Genomic DNA, 15,436 nt, shown 5'->3' with positions numbered 1-15,436 from the left:
TATCGGCATACCGTGCGCGGGATCACCTTACAAACGGATGACGCGCGCCCTTCAAAGGGGTATAGTCCAAAAAAGCAGGGGAGTGAGTATCATGGCAGGAACAATCGGTGTAGCGGGATGCGGCGCGATGGGATTGCCGATGGCGAGATGTCTCGTAAAGGCGGGCTTCGACGTCGTCGGTTACGATATCCGGCCGGCGGCGGAATTCGGCGATTTCGCCCCCCGCATGACGCCGGACGCCGCCACCCTCGCCGCCCGCTCACCGGCGGTGATCTCCGTCGTCCGCGATTTCCCCCAGACCGAGGACCTCTGTTTCGGGGCCAACGGGCTTTTCTCTGGCGATACGCCGCCCCGGACCCTGATCATCAGTTCCACCCTCTCGCCCAAGATGATCGCCGAACTGCGCGCGCGGATACCCGCCGAGACGGCCCTGATCGATGCGCCGATGTCCGGCGCGCCCTATCGCGCGGTGCAGGGCACGCTCACCTTCATGCTGGGCGGCGATAGGGCGGCGATCGATCCGCTGATGCCAGCCTTCAAGGCCATGGGCAACGACATCAATCATCTCGGCCCGCTTGGTCAGGGCATGATGTGCAAGGTGCTCAACAATATGCTCGCGGCCACCTCGACAATCGCGGTGCGCGAGGTACTGGAGGCGGCGGACGCCCTCGGCTTTTCGCGCGATACGCTGCTGGAGGTTGCGAAGACCAGCTCCGGCGCCACCTGGTTCGGCGATAATATCGGCAAAATCTCCTGGGCGAAGGAAGGCTATTCCATCGTCAATACCATCGGCATCCTGGAGAAGGACGTGAATTCACTGCTTGAGGCGACGGCGGACTATCCGGAACTGCGCATCAATGAATTCGCCCGCGCCGTGATCAGCGAGCTCCGCAACCTGGCGGAGGAGAAATAAAAAACGCGGGTCCAAACCCGCAAATAAACAGGGAGGGACGGAAATATGTATGACTATATCGTGGTGGGAAGCGGCTCGGGCGGATCCGTGGTCGCCAGCCGCCTCACGGAAGACCCGAAGACGCAGGTCTGCCTGCTCGAGGCTGGCGGCCCGGACAAGAGCATCCTGATCCATGCGCCGATCGGCGTCGCCGCGATCCTGCCGCGCAAGATGTACAACTGGGCATTCGAGACCGTACCGCAGCCGGGCCTCAAGGGCCGCAAGGGATATCAGCCGCGCGGCAAAACCCTCGGCGGGTCGAGCTCGATCAACGCCATGCTCTATGTGCGCGGCCATCCCGGCGATTATGACGACTGGGCGGCGCTCGGCAATCCCGGCTGGTCCTATAGAGACGTGCTCCCCTATTTCAAACGGGCCGAGAATAACGAGCGCGGCGCCGATGACTATCACGGCACCGGCGGGCCGCTCAATGTCGCGGACCTGCGCGCCAACATGCCGATCAGCGATGTCTTCATGGATGCGGCGATGCAGGTGCAGATGCCGACGAACCGGGATTTCAACGGCCCGGTTCAGGAAGGCCTCGGCGCCTATCAGGTGACGCAGAAGAACGGCGAGCGATGGAGCGCGGCAAAGGGATATCTCACGCCCAACCTCAAGCGCCCCAATCTGCATGTGATGACCGGCGCGCAGGCGAGTAAAATCCTGATGGAGGGCAGGAAGGCCACCGGCATCACCTATGTGAAGGACGGCAAGACGGCGGAGGTCAGGGCGGCAAAAGAGGTGATCCTCGCGGGCGGCGCCTTTGCCTCCCCGCAGCTGTTGATGCTTTCCGGCATCGGCCCGGCGATGGAATTAAAAAAGCACGGCATAGAGGTCCTGCATGAGCTGCCCGGGGTTGGGCAAAACCTGCAGGATCATATCGACTATATAGTGGCGTATAAATCAAACTCCCGCGAGACCATGGGGATTTCCCTGGGTGGCGGCCTGGATCTCATCGCCGGTATTTTCGAATGGCGCAAGAGGCGCACGGGCATGATCTCCTCCCCCATTGCCGAACGCGGCGGCTTTCTGAAAACCGACCCGTCGCTGGAACGCCCGGATATCCAGCTTCATTTCGTCATCGGCCCGCTCGATGATCATGCGCGCAAAACCCTTCTCGGCCATGGCTATAGCTGCCATGTCTGCGTGCTCAGGCCGAAAAGCCGCGGCCATGTCGAGCTCAACAGCGCCGACCCCCTCGCCCCGCCGCTCATCGATCCGAACTTCCTGGCCGAGCAGGAGGATGTCGATACGCTGGTCAGGGGCGTCAAGATAACGCAGAAGATTTTCGACGCGCCCGCCTTCGATGCCTATCGCGGCAAGCCCCTCTATCCCGTCGACATGGCCTCAGATGCTGCGATCATCGACGCGATCCGCAGCCGCGCCGACACGGTCTACCACCCGGTCGGCACCTGCAAGATGGGCACCGATCCGCTGGCGGTGGTCGATCCGTCGCTGAAGGTCCACGGGATCGAGGGCCTCCGGATTGCCGATGCGTCGATCATGCCGACGGTGATCGGCGGCAACACCAACGCGCCGACCATCATGATCGGCGAAAAAGCGGCGGACATGATCCGGGCGGCAGGGTAAACTCACCCGTCATTAATGCGTCACAGGAGAAAGCCTCATGTTCATCCAGCTTTTCGTCGGGACCGTGCTGATCGTCCTTTGCGTGATCAATCATGCGATCTGCCTGGAGCTGTTGCTCCGCCGGTTGAAGAATATCGGCCCGAAATGGGACCGGCGATTGCCGATATATGGCCATGTGGCGATCATGGTTGTGATCGTGATCGGCCTGTTTGCGGCGCATACGATCGAAGCCTGGATCTGGGGATTTTTCTATTATATGAGCGGCGAGCTCAGCGGGATGAGCGAGGCGATCTATTTCTCCACCGTGACCTATACGACGCTCGGCTACGGGGATGTCGTGCTCAGCGACAGATGGAACCTGACCTCCTCGCTTCAGGCGGTGAGCGGGATTATCCTCTTCGGCTGGAGCACGGCCTTCCTGGTCAGCGCCCGCACCTTTTTCTGGAAGAAATACGGGATGAGCCATTACGAGGGGTAGAAAACCGCCCCGGAACGCCCGGAGCGGTCTGCCGGTCAGTCTTCCTTGATCAGATGCACGTCGCGCTGCGGATAGGGAATGGAAATCCCTTCCTTGTCGAACGTCTGCTTGATCGCCTTGGTAAGGGCGAATTTGAGCGGGAAGTAATTGGCGTTTTCACACCAGACGCGGACGGTGAAATTGACTGAACTGTCGGCAAGCTCGATCACTTCGATCACATGCGCCGGCTCCTTCAGCGAGCGCTCGTCGGCCTGAATCAGCCGGTCGATGATGCCCCGCGCCTTGTCGATATCATCGTCATAGGAAATGCCGACCACAAGGTCCATGCGGCGCGTCGGATGGAAGCTGAAATTGCGGATGGCGCTGCCCCAGACCGAGCCATTGGGAATGATGATCTGGATATTATCCGGCGTCGCCAGTTCCGAGGTGAACAGGCTGATGCTCTTGACCGTGCCGCCATGGCCCGCCACCTCGACATACTGCCCGACCTTCATCGGCCGGAAGATCAGCAGCATCACCCCGCCCGCGACATTGCTGAGCGTGCCCTGAAGCGCAAGACCAATGGCCAGGCCGGCGGCGCCGAGAACGGCGATCAGGCTGGCCGTCTGCACGCCGAACTGCGCTAGCACCAGCAGCAGGGTGATCGCCAGGATCGCGAACCGCGCCAGGCTGCCGAGGAAGCCGCTCACCGTCGGATCGATGCCGCGCTTGCCCATCAGGCGGATCAGGATGCTCGGCACCCGTTTCGAGATGATGTAGCCGACGATCAGGATGATCAGGGCGCCGATCACATCGAGGCCGTATTGCGTGACGATGAGGACGATTTCGTCCGTTATTTGTTGTAAATCCATAAATACCCCTTTGGTTCCGATTTCCCGGCGGTAATGCGCGGGATATCGACATGGTTAAGTCCGGCCATACTAGGAAACTGGCCGCCCCATGAAAAGGGCTATTTCCGCACCGCCGGTCGGCGCGGTGCTGTTAACCATGTGCCTTATAATTCCTTGACATTTTAGCCAAATCCAATCATATGTGCAGTGCACAATACGAAAGTGTTGGCGACTGGTGCCGACGGCCTTGGCCGCGCGAACCAAACATCGGGTATATGAACGGTATTTCCACGGCGCGAAGGCGTCGCTGACAGTCTGGTCCTCGTCAAAGATGATCGGCTCGGGGTCAAGGAGAGACGGTTCTCACCTTTTTTGGCCCTGAAGGCTGCCCTGCACCGAGTGGCGGCGAATGACAGTTTTTTGTGAGGACGATAGTTTTATGACCGAGTTTACCGAGCTCAACCTGGTTGGGCCGCTCCTGCGTGCCATCGACAAGCAGGGATTTACCGAACCGACGGCGATTCAGAAGCGCACCATTCCGGCGCTGATGGACGGGCGCGACCTGATGGGAATCGCCGAGACCGGCGGTGGCAAGACGGCCGCCTTCGTGCTCCCGCTCCTGCAGCGGTTGCAGCATGACCGACGCAAGCCGAAGGCCAACAAGCCGACCGCCGTAATTCTTGCCCCGACACGCGAACTTGCCCACCAGATCGGGCTTTGCATCCGTGTCTTCACACGCGGCATGAAGCTGTTTCACACCGTTGTCTATGGCGGCGCGCCCTATGGCCCGCAGATCCAGCAGCTTGTCCGCGGCGTTGATATCCTTGTCGCGACGCCGGGCCGCCTGCTCGACCATATGAAGCGCGGCACGGTTCAGCTCGATAATGTCGAGACCTTCATTCTCGATGAGGCGGACCGCATGCTCGACATGGGCTTCATCGACGATGTGACGCTGATTTCCGACAAACTCCCGGAGGCACACCAGACCGTGATGTTCTCCGCGACCATGAGCCCGGGGATCCGCAAGCTGTCGGAAAAACTCCTGAGCGAGCCGGAATATGTCGAGGTGAAGCAGAAAACCGCCGTCGCCGAGGGGATCGATCATTCGGTCCTGATGGTGCGCGCGCATGACAAGAAAGACCTGCTCATGCATCTGCTCGCCCTTGGCGACAAGGAACGGGTCCTCGTTTTCGTCCGCACCAAGGCGACCTGCGATGTTCTCGCAAACGAGATCGAGGCCGAGGTCGAGGGAATCAAGACCGCCGCGATCCATGGCGATCTGCATCAGCGCGCGCGCGAGCGCACGCTCCGCTCCTTCAAGAACGGCCGTTTTTCGGTTCTGGTGGCGACCGATGTCGCCGCGCGCGGGATCGACGTTTCCGGCATCACCCATGTCATCAACTATGACCTGCCGATGGAAGCGGAAAACTATATCCACCGCGTCGGACGTACGGGCCGCGCCGGGGCAACCGGCGTCGCCATTTCCATCTGCGAGCCGCGCGAGCGTAACCTGCTCCGCAATATTGAACAGATCCTCAAGCAAAAGGTACGAATCGATGAAGATCATCCTTTCCCCGCACCCGCGAGCAAACCCGAACAGAAAAAGTATCATCCGGGGCGAAAAGGACGGCCTGCGGGCGGGCGCCGTGACGCGGTACCAGAGGGCGATGTTAAGCCATTTCGCAAACGCGCGAAGAATACCGTCAGCAAGAATAAAGGCAAACCGGGATTTAAGTCTCGCAAATCCGCGAACCCGGTTGCAAATGCGAAGCATAAATCTGCGCCTTCTCGCCAGCAGAAATTTAAACGCGCTGGCTAGCAGCGGCGACAACTGGCAGTAATGCGGAAAAGGCCGGCTTTGCCGGCCTTTTTTATGCGTGGGCCGCGCCGTAGTAAAGGCCGACCGTATGCCGCGCCTCGGCGAAGAACAGCCAGCGTTCGGTAACGATGCCGATGGCGGCGTTCAGGAGGGCGAGGATAAGCGCCGCCGCCGCCAGACTTCCACCCACGAACAGCGCGAGGAGCGTCAGCAGGAGCGGCAGGACGAAGGCGAGCGTGAGCGTGATCCGGCGCAGCTTCATCGCATGCTTGCGGGCGATCTGAAAGCCCATCTCCTTCATCAGGTAGTTCGCTTCCGTATGCGGGGCCTCGAACAGTTTCACCCGGCCGAACTCACCAAGGCCCGTCGCGCTTTCCGGCGTCGAGAGGCTTTTCGTGCCATCGAGGAAGCGCCAGTAGGATATCTTCCAGACAAGGGCGGCGATCAGCGAGAGAAGCGCGAGGATCAGGAAGACCGGACTCGGTGGCCCGAAAAGGGCAAAGAGCGCGTTCAGAACGAGGGCGCCGGTCATCAGCGAGAGCAGCAGATATCCCGCCGGCACAAAGCGGTTCGACCAGGCATGCACGGGCTTGAGGCTGGCATAGATCATCGCCGTGCAATAGACCGTGACGATGCAGCAGATCGCCCCGATCACGCCGATCACCCCCGTTATCCCCGGCATCCTCTCCGGGAAAAACAGCTGATGCAGCGCATAGAGCCCGGTCGGGAGGAAAGTCAGAACGGCCATCACCCCTTCCCGGCTGAGCCAGGAGGAACGCCACTGCGTCAGGGCCCGCCAGGCCCGCTCCGGATGGCCAAGGTGAAAGGTGGAGGACAGCAACCCGCCGGTGATCAGGGCGTAACTCACCGCATATCCGGTGAAGGCCGGCCAGAAGCCGCCGGGCGCAAGACCGAGGAGGTCCCCGGCGATCAGGAGGAACAGCAGGCCATAGCCCGCGCCGGAGGCTGTCGTGAAGAAAATAACGGATTTTGCCGGATGCATCGGGAACTCTCTTTACGCGGACAGAAACTTGTCGACCCAGCGGGCGAGGACGCCGGCGGAACTGTCGGCGACGGGCGTGAGGCGCGCGGCCGCCGATCCGCCCTCCGCGCCGGTCCTTTTCGGGCGCGGCGGCAGGTACTTATTGGTCGGCTTGCAGTCCTGCTCGGGCATCAGGTCATAGCCGCCGCGCTTGGCGACCAGCCGGCTGACGTCCGATTCGGGATCGCCGAGATCGCCGAAGGACCGCGCGCCCACCGGGCAGGTCGAGACGCAGGCCGGAACGCGGGATTCCTCGGGCAGGTTCGGGTTATAGATCTTGTCGACGCAGAGGGTGCATTTCTTCATGACCCCCGCATCCTCGTCATATTCCCGCGCGCCGTAGGGGCAGGCCCAGGAACAAAGCTTGCAACCGATACAGTGATCGGCATTGACCAGCACGATGCCATCTTCCTCGCGCTTGTAGGATGCGCCGGTCGGGCAGACGGTGACGCAGGGCGCATCGTCGCAATGCAGACAGCTTTTCGGAAAATGGACCGTGCGCCCGCCGGTCTGGTCATTCTCCACCTCGAAACTATGGATGCGGTTGAACCAGACGCCGGTCGGATCGGCGCCGTAGGGATCGCTGTCGGTCAGCGGCGCGCTATGGCCGCCCGTATTCCATTCCTTGCAGTTGACCGCGCAGGCGTGGCAGCCAACGCAGATATCGAGATCGATGACAAGGCCGAGCTTCTTTTTCGGCGGGTTTTTGGGAAGTGACGTCATTCTTTTTCTTCTTCTTTCTCCCGGTCGTGAAGCCGGTTGCCATGGCCGGGACGGACACCGCCGTCGTCGGCATTTTCCCGGCGGTTACCGATCCAGTCCGTCGCGGGAAGCGGTGCCTGACCGCTCGCCGCGCCCTTCAGATCGGCGCCGTAGCGCAGCATGTCCGGCGGCGCGGCAAGGCCGCCGCAGTCCTGCGCCGCGAACATGGGTTCCGTCTCGCCGCAGTCGGCGGCGGCGCATTTCTCGATCCGGACGCGTAAATCGTACCAGGCCGCCTGCCCCGTCACCGGATCGGAATTGGAATAGCGATAGCCGTCCTCCCTCGGGGGCAGGAGTTCGGAAATGATGTGATTGAGAAGGAAGCCCTTGGAGACCTCCGGCGCATCCTCCTTCAGGTTCCACGCGCCCTTGCGCTTGCCGATGGCGTTCCAGGTCCAGACCGTCTGCGGATTGACCCCCTGCATCAGCTTCGCCTGCCCCTTGACCCGGCCATGCGGCGAGGTGATCCAGATCCAGTCGCCGTCCTCGATGCCTTTTGCCCGCGCGGTCGCGGCATGAATAAACAACGGGTTGCGCGCCGTAATCTGGCGGAGCCAGGCATTCTGACTGCCCCAGCTGTGATACATATGCATCGGCCGCTGGGTCACCGCATGCAGCGGATAGTCTTCCGTCTCCATCCCCGCCTCCTCGAGCGCGGGATACCAGATCGGCAGCGGATCGAAGACGGCATCGATGCGGGCGCGCAGATGATCGGGCGGCTGAACCTTGCCGACCCCGCGCGCGGCAAGGCGGAATTTCTGCAATGTCTCAGAGTAGATTTCCATCACTACCGGCGCGGCATCGGGAATCCAGCCCATCTCGCTCGCTTCCGCCAGATAGGCCCGGTTGGCGAACTTGTAGTAGGACTGCTCCGGCGTGAATTTCTTCTCCCAGAAGCAGCCATTGGCGATATAGGCGTCGAGCTGATGCGGATTCGGCGCGCCGCGCCCCTGCCCCGATCCGCCCTCCCCGCGCCAACCGGCGAGCGGGCCGATCCCGTCGCCGCGTTCATGGCGGACCATATAATCCGCATAGCCGCCGGGATAGAGCGCCGAACCATCTTCCGCCGCCATGCCCGGCAGCGCCAGCCGGACGCCGAGATCGAGCAACACATCCTGAAACGGACGGACATCGCGATCGAGCGCCAGAACCGGCTGGCGGATCGCATCGGCCGCGCCATGGGCGCTTGAGATCGGCCGGTCCAGCAGGGAAATGCAGTCCCAGCGTTCCAGATAGGTGGTGTCGGGCAGCACCAGATCGGCATAGGCCACGGTTTCGGACGAATAGGCGTCGGAATAGATGAATTTCGGGATTTTATAGCTGCCGTCCGGGTTCTTGTCGGTGAGATTGCGGACGGTATCGGGCACGTTCATGGCGCTGTTCCAGCCCATGTTCGACATATACATGAACAAGACGTCGATTTCCTGCGGATCGCCCGCCCAGGCATTTTGAATGACGCTGTGCATCAGGCCATGGGCGGCAATCGGATATTCCCAGCTATAGGCCTTGTCGATGCGGAGCGGATTGCCCTCCGCGTCGACCAGCAGATCCTCCGGCCCCTTGGGAAAGCCGAGCGGCATGCCGTCAAGCGGCGTGTTGGCGCGCGTTTCCTTGCCCGCTGGGGTCGGTCCCGGCGGGCAGGGCTTCGGAAAGGGTGGCTTGTGGCGGAAGCCGCCCGGCACATCAACGGTGCCCAGGATCATCTGCAATAGATGAATGGCGCGGCAGGTGTGAAAACCGTTCGAATGGGCGGAAATCCCGCGCATCGCATGCATGGAGACCGGTCGCCCGATCATTTTCTCTTGGCGACGCCCCGCCCAGTCGGTCCAGGGGATATCGAGGGTGATTTCCTGCGCGAACGCCACCTCAGCGATCTCTGCGGCAAGCCGCCGGATCGTCGCGGCCGGAACCCCGGTCCGGTCGGCGACAGCGTCGGGGGAGCAGTCCTCGCCAAGATAGCGCGCCGCCATCAGCTGGAAGGCCGGCACCGCCCTCTCGCCGGAGGGAAGCCGATAGTCACCGACGAGAACCGGATCAGCCGCGGGATCGTCGGAGGCGACGAGGCCGCCGTCTTTCGTCGCGACCAGCGGGCTTCCGTTCCGATCACGGGCGAACAGGCCGTCATTCTCGGCGCCCGGCGCCTGGATGACCAGCCAGGGCGCGTTGGTGTAGCGCTTCAGATAATCCCAGTCGATCTTCTCGGCGGCCAGCAGTTCATGGATCAGCGCCATGACCAACAGACCGTCGGTGCCCGGCGTAATGCCGATCCATTCATCGGCGATGGCGGAATAGCCGCTGCGCACCGGATTGACGGAGACGAACTTCGCATCGCCCCGCGTCTTCAGCTTGCCAAGACCGATCTTGATGGGATTGCTGTCATGATCCTCGGCGACGCCGAACATCAGGAAATATTTCGTCAGGTCCCAGTCCGGCTCGCCAAATTCCCAGAAGGAACCGCCGATGCTGTAGAGACCGGCGGCGGCCATATTGACCGAGCAGAAGCCGCCATGGGCGGCAAAATTCCGCGTCCCGAACTGTTTTGCCCACCAGCCGGTAAAGCTCTGCGACTGATCGCGCCCGGTGAAGAAGGCGAGCCGCGCGGGATCCTTTGCCCGCACCTCGCCCAGCCATTCGGCGGCGAGCGAAAGCGCCTCTTCCCATTCGATTTCGCGGAACCGTCCCTCGCCCCGCTCGCCCACACGGAGCAGCGGCTTTTGCAGCTTCGCCGGTGAATTCTGCTGCATGATCCCGGCCGAGCCCTTGGCGCAGAGAACGCCGCGGTTCACCGGATGATCGGGGTTGCCCTCGATATAGCGAACCTGGCCGTCCTTCAGATGGACCTTTATCCCGCAACGGCAAGCGCACATATAGCAGGTCGTGTATTTGACTTCGTCCGAGACAATGGGCGAAGTGTCCGCGCGTTTGTCGCGCAGACCGATACCTTCTGTCATTGAAAATAGCTCCCCAGCTACTTGAGAACGGCGCAAGGCCGAAAGTACTCACTTAATCGTTACCCGATTTGGCGGGGCGCTGTCGATAGGGAAGTGAAAAATTTCGTCGGCGAACAACAATCAGTCGCGAAGGGACCCGAGCATTTCGCGCAAGAGAAACCGCCCCTGCTGCACCCGTTTTCGGACATTATCGTTGGAAATCCCGAGCTTGCGGGCGATATCGTCATAATCCTCCCCCTGCACAAGCCGGAGAATGACCGGGACCCGCAGCCGTTCGGGCAACTCCTCGATCGCCGCGCGAAGGCGGGCGCCGAGTTCCGAATTGAGCAGGCTCCCCTCCGGCGTCATCTGCCGGGTCTCGACGGCGGCGAGGTCGATGGCGCTGATTTCCTTCACCTTCTCATAGAGATTGCGGATCCGCTTGTTGGCGCAGTGGCGATCGATGCAGATGTTATGGAGCAGCCGGGCGAACCAGGCCCTTTCGTTGCTGATCTGCGGCGCATGGGCGGCGTATTTCTCATAGGCGCGGATGGTCGCATCGCTGAAGGCGTCCTCCGCATCGGCGGCACTGACATTCATCCACATCATGCTGAGGCGAAGCAAATAATCCTTATGAGAGTGCCAGGCGGTCCAGAAATCGATGATCTCGCCGTCCGTTTCCGGAGAGTCTGTGGTCCCCTCCGGATGTTCGGCATCACATGGGGCTGGCACAGGAACTTCGGCGCTCAAGGTCGAGACGGACAGTCGGACGGGAAAGGGCAGGTTGTTGGTGATGCAGTTTTTTGGTGTGGAAAGTTCCGGTTCAGGTTGAATTTGATGCCTCAGCGGATTCACGGCTGCCCCCCCTAGAAGAATTGGATTTTTGTAAATGCAAAACTGACTAAAGGGCGGCCTGTCACTCTTTCCACCCGTCGATGCTCTTTCATTTGGGCGGTAATTCAGCACTTTTAAAGTGCATTTTACTTTTTTATTTATTAATTACGGGTGTATGCGCGCCTAAGAATAAAATAGTAAAAATAGAAATATTAGTTGATATTATTCTCCTAATTATAATATTATTAGTTGTATTTTCACGGCAAGAATCTATATTTGTAAATTATAATTAAAACCATATTTAAACAGGATTTAGAAAATGACCGATTCCGCCTCCGATGACCAAATAAAAAACTCTATTATTTCAACCAACGAAATACTGCTCGGCAGTTCTACTGCGAAATCCATGGCGACGATGTATCTTAATCTTGCCCATGCCGCCGGAATGGCGTCGCAAAATGCGGTCGCCAACCAGCAGCATCTCAATATTCTCGGCGCGGCCGCCGTGGCCGCCGGAACGTCGGGATTGCTGCGCAACGGATTTGCCGACCAGGTTGAAAAGCTGACGCCGACGGAACGGCTCGACTATCTGCAGAAGCTTCTCACCCTTGCAACCAATCCGGCGGCCGCCCCGGCACCGTCCGCAGAGAGCGATGCCGCCAGCGGGACCGGAACCACCGGCGCCGCGTCGGGATCACCGGCCACGACGGACGGATCCACGGACGCCAAAGCCACCGGCGACAGCGCCAAGGAAACCGGCGGCGAGACGAGCACGACGCCGGCGGCGTAAAATCACTTTGACAACTTTAAGTAAGCATATTTCATTCATTTATTTAACGGATAACAACAATGGCCACTTCCTCCTCCTCCGGCGGATCCCCCGCCCCCGCCAAAATCGAAGACAGCGCGACCTTCGCCATGGGACTTCTGTACCAGTTCGTCGCCCATTCCTCCGGTCTCGCGCTGGAAAATGCAACGGCGAATTCGAACCTGATGAACAGCGTCACCAATGCCGGCGCGGCAGCGTTGACGGCGCTCAAGAACGCCGAGGCGGTGTCGATCAGCGCCCAGAAGGCGACGATCGGCGAATCCTACAATGCGCAGGCCGCCGCCATCACCCAGGCGCTGAACGCCCAGACCCAGGCCGCCGTCACCAGCCTCAACGCGGTCACCAGCGCGGGCGGCACCGCCCTTGCCGCGCAAACCAGCCAGGAAATCGCCGGCATCACCGCCGATGCCGTCGCCGCCACCGCCGCCGCCATGGACCAGATCGTCAAACAGATGGGCGGATAATCGACGGACACGGGAAAGCGGCACCCCGCGCCTCTTTCCCCGGCCCCTGCGGCCGGTTGCCTTGACAGGTACAGCGTGACACGCGGCCCCTGCCCCATTCCGCCGCCCGCGCGCGGCCCCTGCCGGACAGGACCCGCCCGGCGGAGTGCAGCCGCCCGCCTCTCCCGCACCGAAGCGGCCTGAAAACCCCCGGAATTCCGCCAGTTATCCGCCCCGCATGGCGATTACCCGGCGCCCGCAACCGCGCCGGAACCTGCGCGCACCGCCCGCGCCGCCGCAGCTTTCCGATGCGAATTCGTCTCATGTGAGGTGCGAGAATTCGCATCCATCGCAAGAAAATCTCATGCCCGCGTCACATTTTCTCAAGAGCGGGCGTCTTCAGCATATTGAAAGAGGAACCCCCTCTCTCGATCGTCAATGACAGGAAGGAAAGAGGTATAGCCGATGGCAAACGACACACCCGTCAACAGCCAAATAACCGACGCCGTGACACAAACGAACCTTGCGGTGATCGGCGGTGCGCCGGCCCAGTCGATGGGCACGGTATACCAGATGATGGCGCAGGCCGTCGGTGTGTCCATGCAGAACGCGGTCGCCAACCAGCAGAACATGAACACCATCGACAACGCCATCGTCACCCAGGGAATCGCCAGGCTCTACAGCATGGACAGTTCGTCCGAGGCGAAGGCGACCCAGGAAATCCTGTCAGGCAATGTAAACGCCGAAATAGTCTCCGCGCTTCGGGCTATCATCGTCGAGTTGAAGAAAGCGCAATCCGAACAACAGTCTAAACCCCAACAATCCACTTAACAGGAAACCTGTCCTGATATTTGCAAAGGAGAATGACCCATGCCAGGGGATACACCAGTCAATGCCCAGATAACCGATTCAGTTACCCAATCAAATGTTGGCGTTCTGGGGGATGCACCCGCAATCGCCATGGCGAATGCCTACCAGGTCTTCGCCCAGGTGGTCGGCGCCAGTATGCAGAATGCCGTCTCGAACCAGCAGGGCGCCAACACCGTCGATCTGGCGGTGACGACGCAGGGCACGAACGTGCTCTACGCCATGGCCACCTCGACCGACGCGAAAGCCACCTCGGAAATTCTCGGGGGCAACCCGGTCGCCGAGGCGCTCACCTCACTTCAGGCCGCCGCCCGCGCATTCTGATTTGAATTTTCTCACGAACTGAAAACTAAAGGAGTTGAATAATGGCGGACAACACTTGGATGAACAGCCAGATTACGGATGCTGTCACACAAACGAACGTCAAGGTTCTGGGCGATGCGCCCGCCGAATCCATGGGCATGCTTTACCAGATGATGGCCCAGTCAACAGGTATGTCGATGCAGAATATGGTCGCCAACCAGCAGCACAAGAATTCCATCGATTCCGCCGTCGTCACCGGCGCCGTCAGCCTGCTCTACACGCTCGACGTCGCGGCGGAGGGCAAGTCGACCCAGGAAATCCTGAGCGGCAACCCGGTCGCGGAAACCATGGCGTCGCTGAAGGGCGTTCTGGCCAGCTTCAAGGACCAGAATTCCAACGCCCCGAAATTTAACACATGATCCCGACGGCGTGAGAAGCCCCGTCTTCTCCATGGGTTTCCGGATACTGCGCGCATTGCCAGCCGCCTCGCGCGCAGTATCCGACCCGCCGGACGCCTTGATAACAGGATAGTTCCATGACAGCACAAAAATCTTCAGGCCATGTCAGATCGGTGAACAGCCAGATCACCGATGCCATAACCCAGGCGAATGTGATGAACATCGGCCTTGCCCCGGCGCAGTCGATCGGCTCGCTCTACCAGACGACGGCGCAGGCCGCCGGAACGGCCATGCAGAATGCCGTCGCCAACCAGCAGAACATGTACAGCCTCAGCCTCGCCTCGACTGCGCAGAACCTGCAGTCGCTCCTGGCGCTCTCCTCCGCGTCGGCGGCGCGGAATACGGCCGGGCTGCTCGCGGGCGGCGGATCCCACGCCGGCCTGCACCGCCGCCATGCCCCGGCCCATATCCATGCCGCGCATATGGCCGCCGCGGCGCCGGCAACCCCGGCACCACCGCAGACACCGATACGGAAATAAGGCTTTGACAACGCCAGAAGATCCGGATTTTCAAGAAGACAGCCAGGAGAGCGGCAATGACCTCAGAGTCCTATGTGAACAGCCAGATAACAGGATCCATCGCGCAGACGAACTTGAGCGTGCTGGGCGATGCACCTGCCGAGGCAATGGCCATCCTCTATCAGCAGATGGCCCATACCATCGGGCTGGCCCTTCAAAACGTGAATTCCCAGCAGCAGCACAGCTATTCCATCCATAACGCCATTACCATCGCAGCCTCCAAGCAGCTCCTGAGCACCGATCCGGCGGCGGCGGCCAAGGCCTCGCAGGAACTTCTCGCGGGCAGCGCAATCCCCGAAAACCTCGCCGCGCTGCAGGCGGTCGTCAACGAACTTGGCAAGCAGCAGCAATAGCGAGAAGAGAAACCTAGAGGACAGTGACATGAAACGGAGCCGGAAAGCCGAGACATGATGGCACGCTAGAAACCCTTCAATTGAGGACGTTCTCTCATGGAACGCAAATACTACACCCCGCAGGAGGTCAGGATGATCCTTCAGGAACTGGCCGACGGCCAGACGGTCGAGGAGGCCGCCAGAAAACACAGGATATCGAAGGCGACGATCTACCGCTGGAAAAAGCGGGCGGAGAGAAGCGGCGCCGAGGAGATGGACCGGCTCAAAAAGGTCGATGAGGAGAACCGGCGCCTCAAGCATCTGCTGGCCGAGGCCGCGCTCGAGATCCAGGCGCTCAAGGAACAGCTCAAGCAGCGCGGCTGGCGCCCGGCGGACGACCGTGAATGACCCTCCGCCTCCATTCGTCCATTGAACAACGGGCGGATGGT

The 15,436-nt window shown here is 60.8% G+C and carries 17 protein-coding genes; 12 read left to right on the top strand and 5 right to left on the bottom strand.

What is annotated here, in order from left to right; all coding sequences use genetic code 11:
- Positions 1-37 precede the first annotated feature (37 nt).
- Genes GQF03_RS09120 through GQF03_RS09110 form a run of 3 tightly spaced genes read left to right on the top strand, consistent with a single transcriptional unit; the run spans position 38 to position 3,020 of the window.
- Positions 38-913, top strand: a complete 876-nt coding sequence (locus GQF03_RS09120) for an NAD(P)-dependent oxidoreductase (protein ID WP_380744524.1) — start codon at positions 38-40, stop codon at positions 911-913.
- Positions 914-958: 45 nt separating this feature from the next.
- Complete coding sequence (locus GQF03_RS09115; RefSeq protein WP_161338930.1) at positions 959-2,542, top strand: GMC family oxidoreductase; 1,584 nt, start codon at positions 959-961, stop codon at positions 2,540-2,542.
- Between the two features lie 37 nt (positions 2,543-2,579).
- A complete protein-coding gene (locus GQF03_RS09110; RefSeq protein ID WP_161338929.1) occupies positions 2,580-3,020 on the top strand; it encodes a potassium channel family protein in 441 nt (146 codons plus the stop codon).
- Between the two features lie 35 nt (positions 3,021-3,055).
- Here the strand turns inward: GQF03_RS09110 and GQF03_RS09105 are convergent, their stop codons facing one another.
- Positions 3,056-3,871 carry a mechanosensitive ion channel family protein gene (locus GQF03_RS09105; protein WP_161338928.1) on the bottom strand — a complete coding sequence of 272 codons (816 nt, stop codon included), beginning with the start codon at positions 3,869-3,871 and terminating at the stop codon, positions 3,056-3,058.
- Between the two features lie 418 nt (positions 3,872-4,289).
- On the opposite strand from GQF03_RS09105, the gene GQF03_RS09100 reads away from it, so the two are divergent.
- Entirely contained in the window at positions 4,290-5,669 is a 1,380-nt protein-coding gene (locus GQF03_RS09100) for a DEAD/DEAH box helicase (RefSeq protein WP_161338927.1), read from the top strand.
- Between the two features lie 52 nt (positions 5,670-5,721).
- On the opposite strand, the gene GQF03_RS09095 is transcribed toward GQF03_RS09100, so the two are convergent.
- From GQF03_RS09095 to GQF03_RS09080, 4 genes are all read right to left on the bottom strand, one after another.
- Positions 5,722-6,672, bottom strand: a complete 951-nt coding sequence (locus GQF03_RS09095; protein ID WP_161338926.1) for a dimethyl sulfoxide reductase anchor subunit family protein — start codon at positions 6,670-6,672, stop codon at positions 5,722-5,724.
- A 12-nt stretch (positions 6,673-6,684) separates the two neighbouring features.
- Complete coding sequence (locus tag GQF03_RS09090; RefSeq protein WP_161338925.1) at positions 6,685-7,434, bottom strand: 4Fe-4S dicluster domain-containing protein; 750 nt, start codon at positions 7,432-7,434, stop codon at positions 6,685-6,687.
- Positions 7,431-10,424 carry a molybdopterin oxidoreductase family protein gene (locus tag GQF03_RS09085; protein ID WP_161338924.1) on the bottom strand — a complete coding sequence of 998 codons (2,994 nt, stop codon included), beginning with the start codon at positions 10,422-10,424 and terminating at the stop codon, positions 7,431-7,433. Before GQF03_RS09085 ends, GQF03_RS09090 begins: the two co-directional genes overlap by 4 nt.
- A 120-nt stretch (positions 10,425-10,544) precedes the next feature.
- Entirely contained in the window at positions 10,545-11,258 is a 714-nt protein-coding gene (locus GQF03_RS09080; RefSeq protein WP_161338923.1) for a sigma-70 family RNA polymerase sigma factor, read from the bottom strand.
- Between the two features lie 298 nt (positions 11,259-11,556).
- Between GQF03_RS09080 and GQF03_RS09075 the strand changes: the two genes are divergently transcribed.
- The 8 genes from GQF03_RS09075 to GQF03_RS09040 all read left to right on the top strand — a co-directional run bounded on the left by GQF03_RS09075 (position 11,557) and on the right by GQF03_RS09040 (position 15,395).
- On the top strand, positions 11,557-12,027 hold the full coding sequence (locus GQF03_RS09075; RefSeq protein WP_161338922.1) for a RebB family R body protein: 471 nt from the start codon (positions 11,557-11,559) through the stop codon (positions 12,025-12,027).
- A 59-nt stretch (positions 12,028-12,086) separates the two neighbouring features.
- Positions 12,087-12,530 carry a RebB family R body protein gene (locus GQF03_RS09070; protein ID WP_161338921.1) on the top strand — a complete coding sequence of 148 codons (444 nt, stop codon included), beginning with the start codon at positions 12,087-12,089 and terminating at the stop codon, positions 12,528-12,530.
- 444 nt (positions 12,531-12,974) lie between these two features.
- Positions 12,975-13,340, top strand: coding sequence for a RebB family R body protein (locus tag GQF03_RS09065; RefSeq protein WP_161338920.1), 366 nt, complete (start codon positions 12,975-12,977; stop codon positions 13,338-13,340).
- Positions 13,341-13,379: 39 nt separating this feature from the next.
- A complete protein-coding gene (locus GQF03_RS09060; RefSeq protein ID WP_161338919.1) occupies positions 13,380-13,700 on the top strand; it encodes a RebB family R body protein in 321 nt (106 codons plus the stop codon).
- 41 nt (positions 13,701-13,741) lie between these two features.
- A complete protein-coding gene (locus tag GQF03_RS09055) occupies positions 13,742-14,098 on the top strand; it encodes a RebB family R body protein (protein WP_161338918.1) in 357 nt (118 codons plus the stop codon).
- Between the two features lie 116 nt (positions 14,099-14,214).
- Positions 14,215-14,616 (top strand): RebB family R body protein, encoded by a 402-nt coding sequence (locus tag GQF03_RS09050; RefSeq protein ID WP_161338917.1) that lies wholly within the window; start codon positions 14,215-14,217, stop codon positions 14,614-14,616.
- Between the two features lie 56 nt (positions 14,617-14,672).
- The gene (locus tag GQF03_RS09045; protein ID WP_161338916.1) at positions 14,673-15,008 is read left to right on the top strand and encodes a RebB family R body protein; all 336 of its coding nucleotides are present in this window, start codon (positions 14,673-14,675) and stop codon (positions 15,006-15,008) included.
- 96 nt (positions 15,009-15,104) lie between these two features.
- Complete coding sequence (locus GQF03_RS09040) at positions 15,105-15,395, top strand: transposase (RefSeq protein ID WP_161338915.1); 291 nt, start codon at positions 15,105-15,107, stop codon at positions 15,393-15,395.
- The last annotated feature ends 41 nt before the right edge of the window (positions 15,396-15,436 follow it).

This window comes from Sneathiella chungangensis (assembly GCF_009882935.1).
Taxonomy (GTDB): Bacteria; Pseudomonadota; Alphaproteobacteria; order Sneathiellales; family Sneathiellaceae; genus Sneathiella; species Sneathiella chungangensis.
This window is presented reverse-complemented; position numbering and strand designations above follow the sequence as displayed.

Bases quoted from the DNA above. Each gene is read 5' to 3' on its own strand.
- GQF03_RS09120 (WP_380744524.1), top strand. From the start codon at position 38: ATGACGCGCGCCCTTCAAAGGGGTATAGTCCAAAAAAGCAGGGGAGTG.
- GQF03_RS09115 (WP_161338930.1), top strand. From the start codon at position 959: ATGTATGACTATATCGTGGTGGGAAGCGGCTCGGGCGGATCCGTGGTC.
- GQF03_RS09110 (WP_161338929.1), top strand. From the start codon at position 2,580: ATGTTCATCCAGCTTTTCGTCGGGACCGTGCTGATCGTCCTTTGCGTG.
- GQF03_RS09105 (WP_161338928.1), bottom strand. From the start codon at position 3,871: ATGGATTTACAACAAATAACGGACGAAATCGTCCTCATCGTCACGCAA.
- GQF03_RS09100 (WP_161338927.1), top strand. From the start codon at position 4,290: ATGACCGAGTTTACCGAGCTCAACCTGGTTGGGCCGCTCCTGCGTGCC.
- GQF03_RS09095 (WP_161338926.1), bottom strand. From the start codon at position 6,672: ATGCATCCGGCAAAATCCGTTATTTTCTTCACGACAGCCTCCGGCGCG.
- GQF03_RS09090 (WP_161338925.1), bottom strand. From the start codon at position 7,434: ATGACGTCACTTCCCAAAAACCCGCCGAAAAAGAAGCTCGGCCTTGTC.
- GQF03_RS09085 (WP_161338924.1), bottom strand. From the start codon at position 10,424: ATGACAGAAGGTATCGGTCTGCGCGACAAACGCGCGGACACTTCGCCC.
- GQF03_RS09075 (WP_161338922.1), top strand. From the start codon at position 11,557: ATGACCGATTCCGCCTCCGATGACCAAATAAAAAACTCTATTATTTCA.
- GQF03_RS09070 (WP_161338921.1), top strand. From the start codon at position 12,087: ATGGCCACTTCCTCCTCCTCCGGCGGATCCCCCGCCCCCGCCAAAATC.
- GQF03_RS09065 (WP_161338920.1), top strand. From the start codon at position 12,975: ATGGCAAACGACACACCCGTCAACAGCCAAATAACCGACGCCGTGACA.
- GQF03_RS09060 (WP_161338919.1), top strand. From the start codon at position 13,380: ATGCCAGGGGATACACCAGTCAATGCCCAGATAACCGATTCAGTTACC.
- GQF03_RS09055 (WP_161338918.1), top strand. From the start codon at position 13,742: ATGGCGGACAACACTTGGATGAACAGCCAGATTACGGATGCTGTCACA.
- GQF03_RS09050 (WP_161338917.1), top strand. From the start codon at position 14,215: ATGACAGCACAAAAATCTTCAGGCCATGTCAGATCGGTGAACAGCCAG.
- GQF03_RS09045 (WP_161338916.1), top strand. From the start codon at position 14,673: ATGACCTCAGAGTCCTATGTGAACAGCCAGATAACAGGATCCATCGCG.
- GQF03_RS09040 (WP_161338915.1), top strand. From the start codon at position 15,105: ATGGAACGCAAATACTACACCCCGCAGGAGGTCAGGATGATCCTTCAG.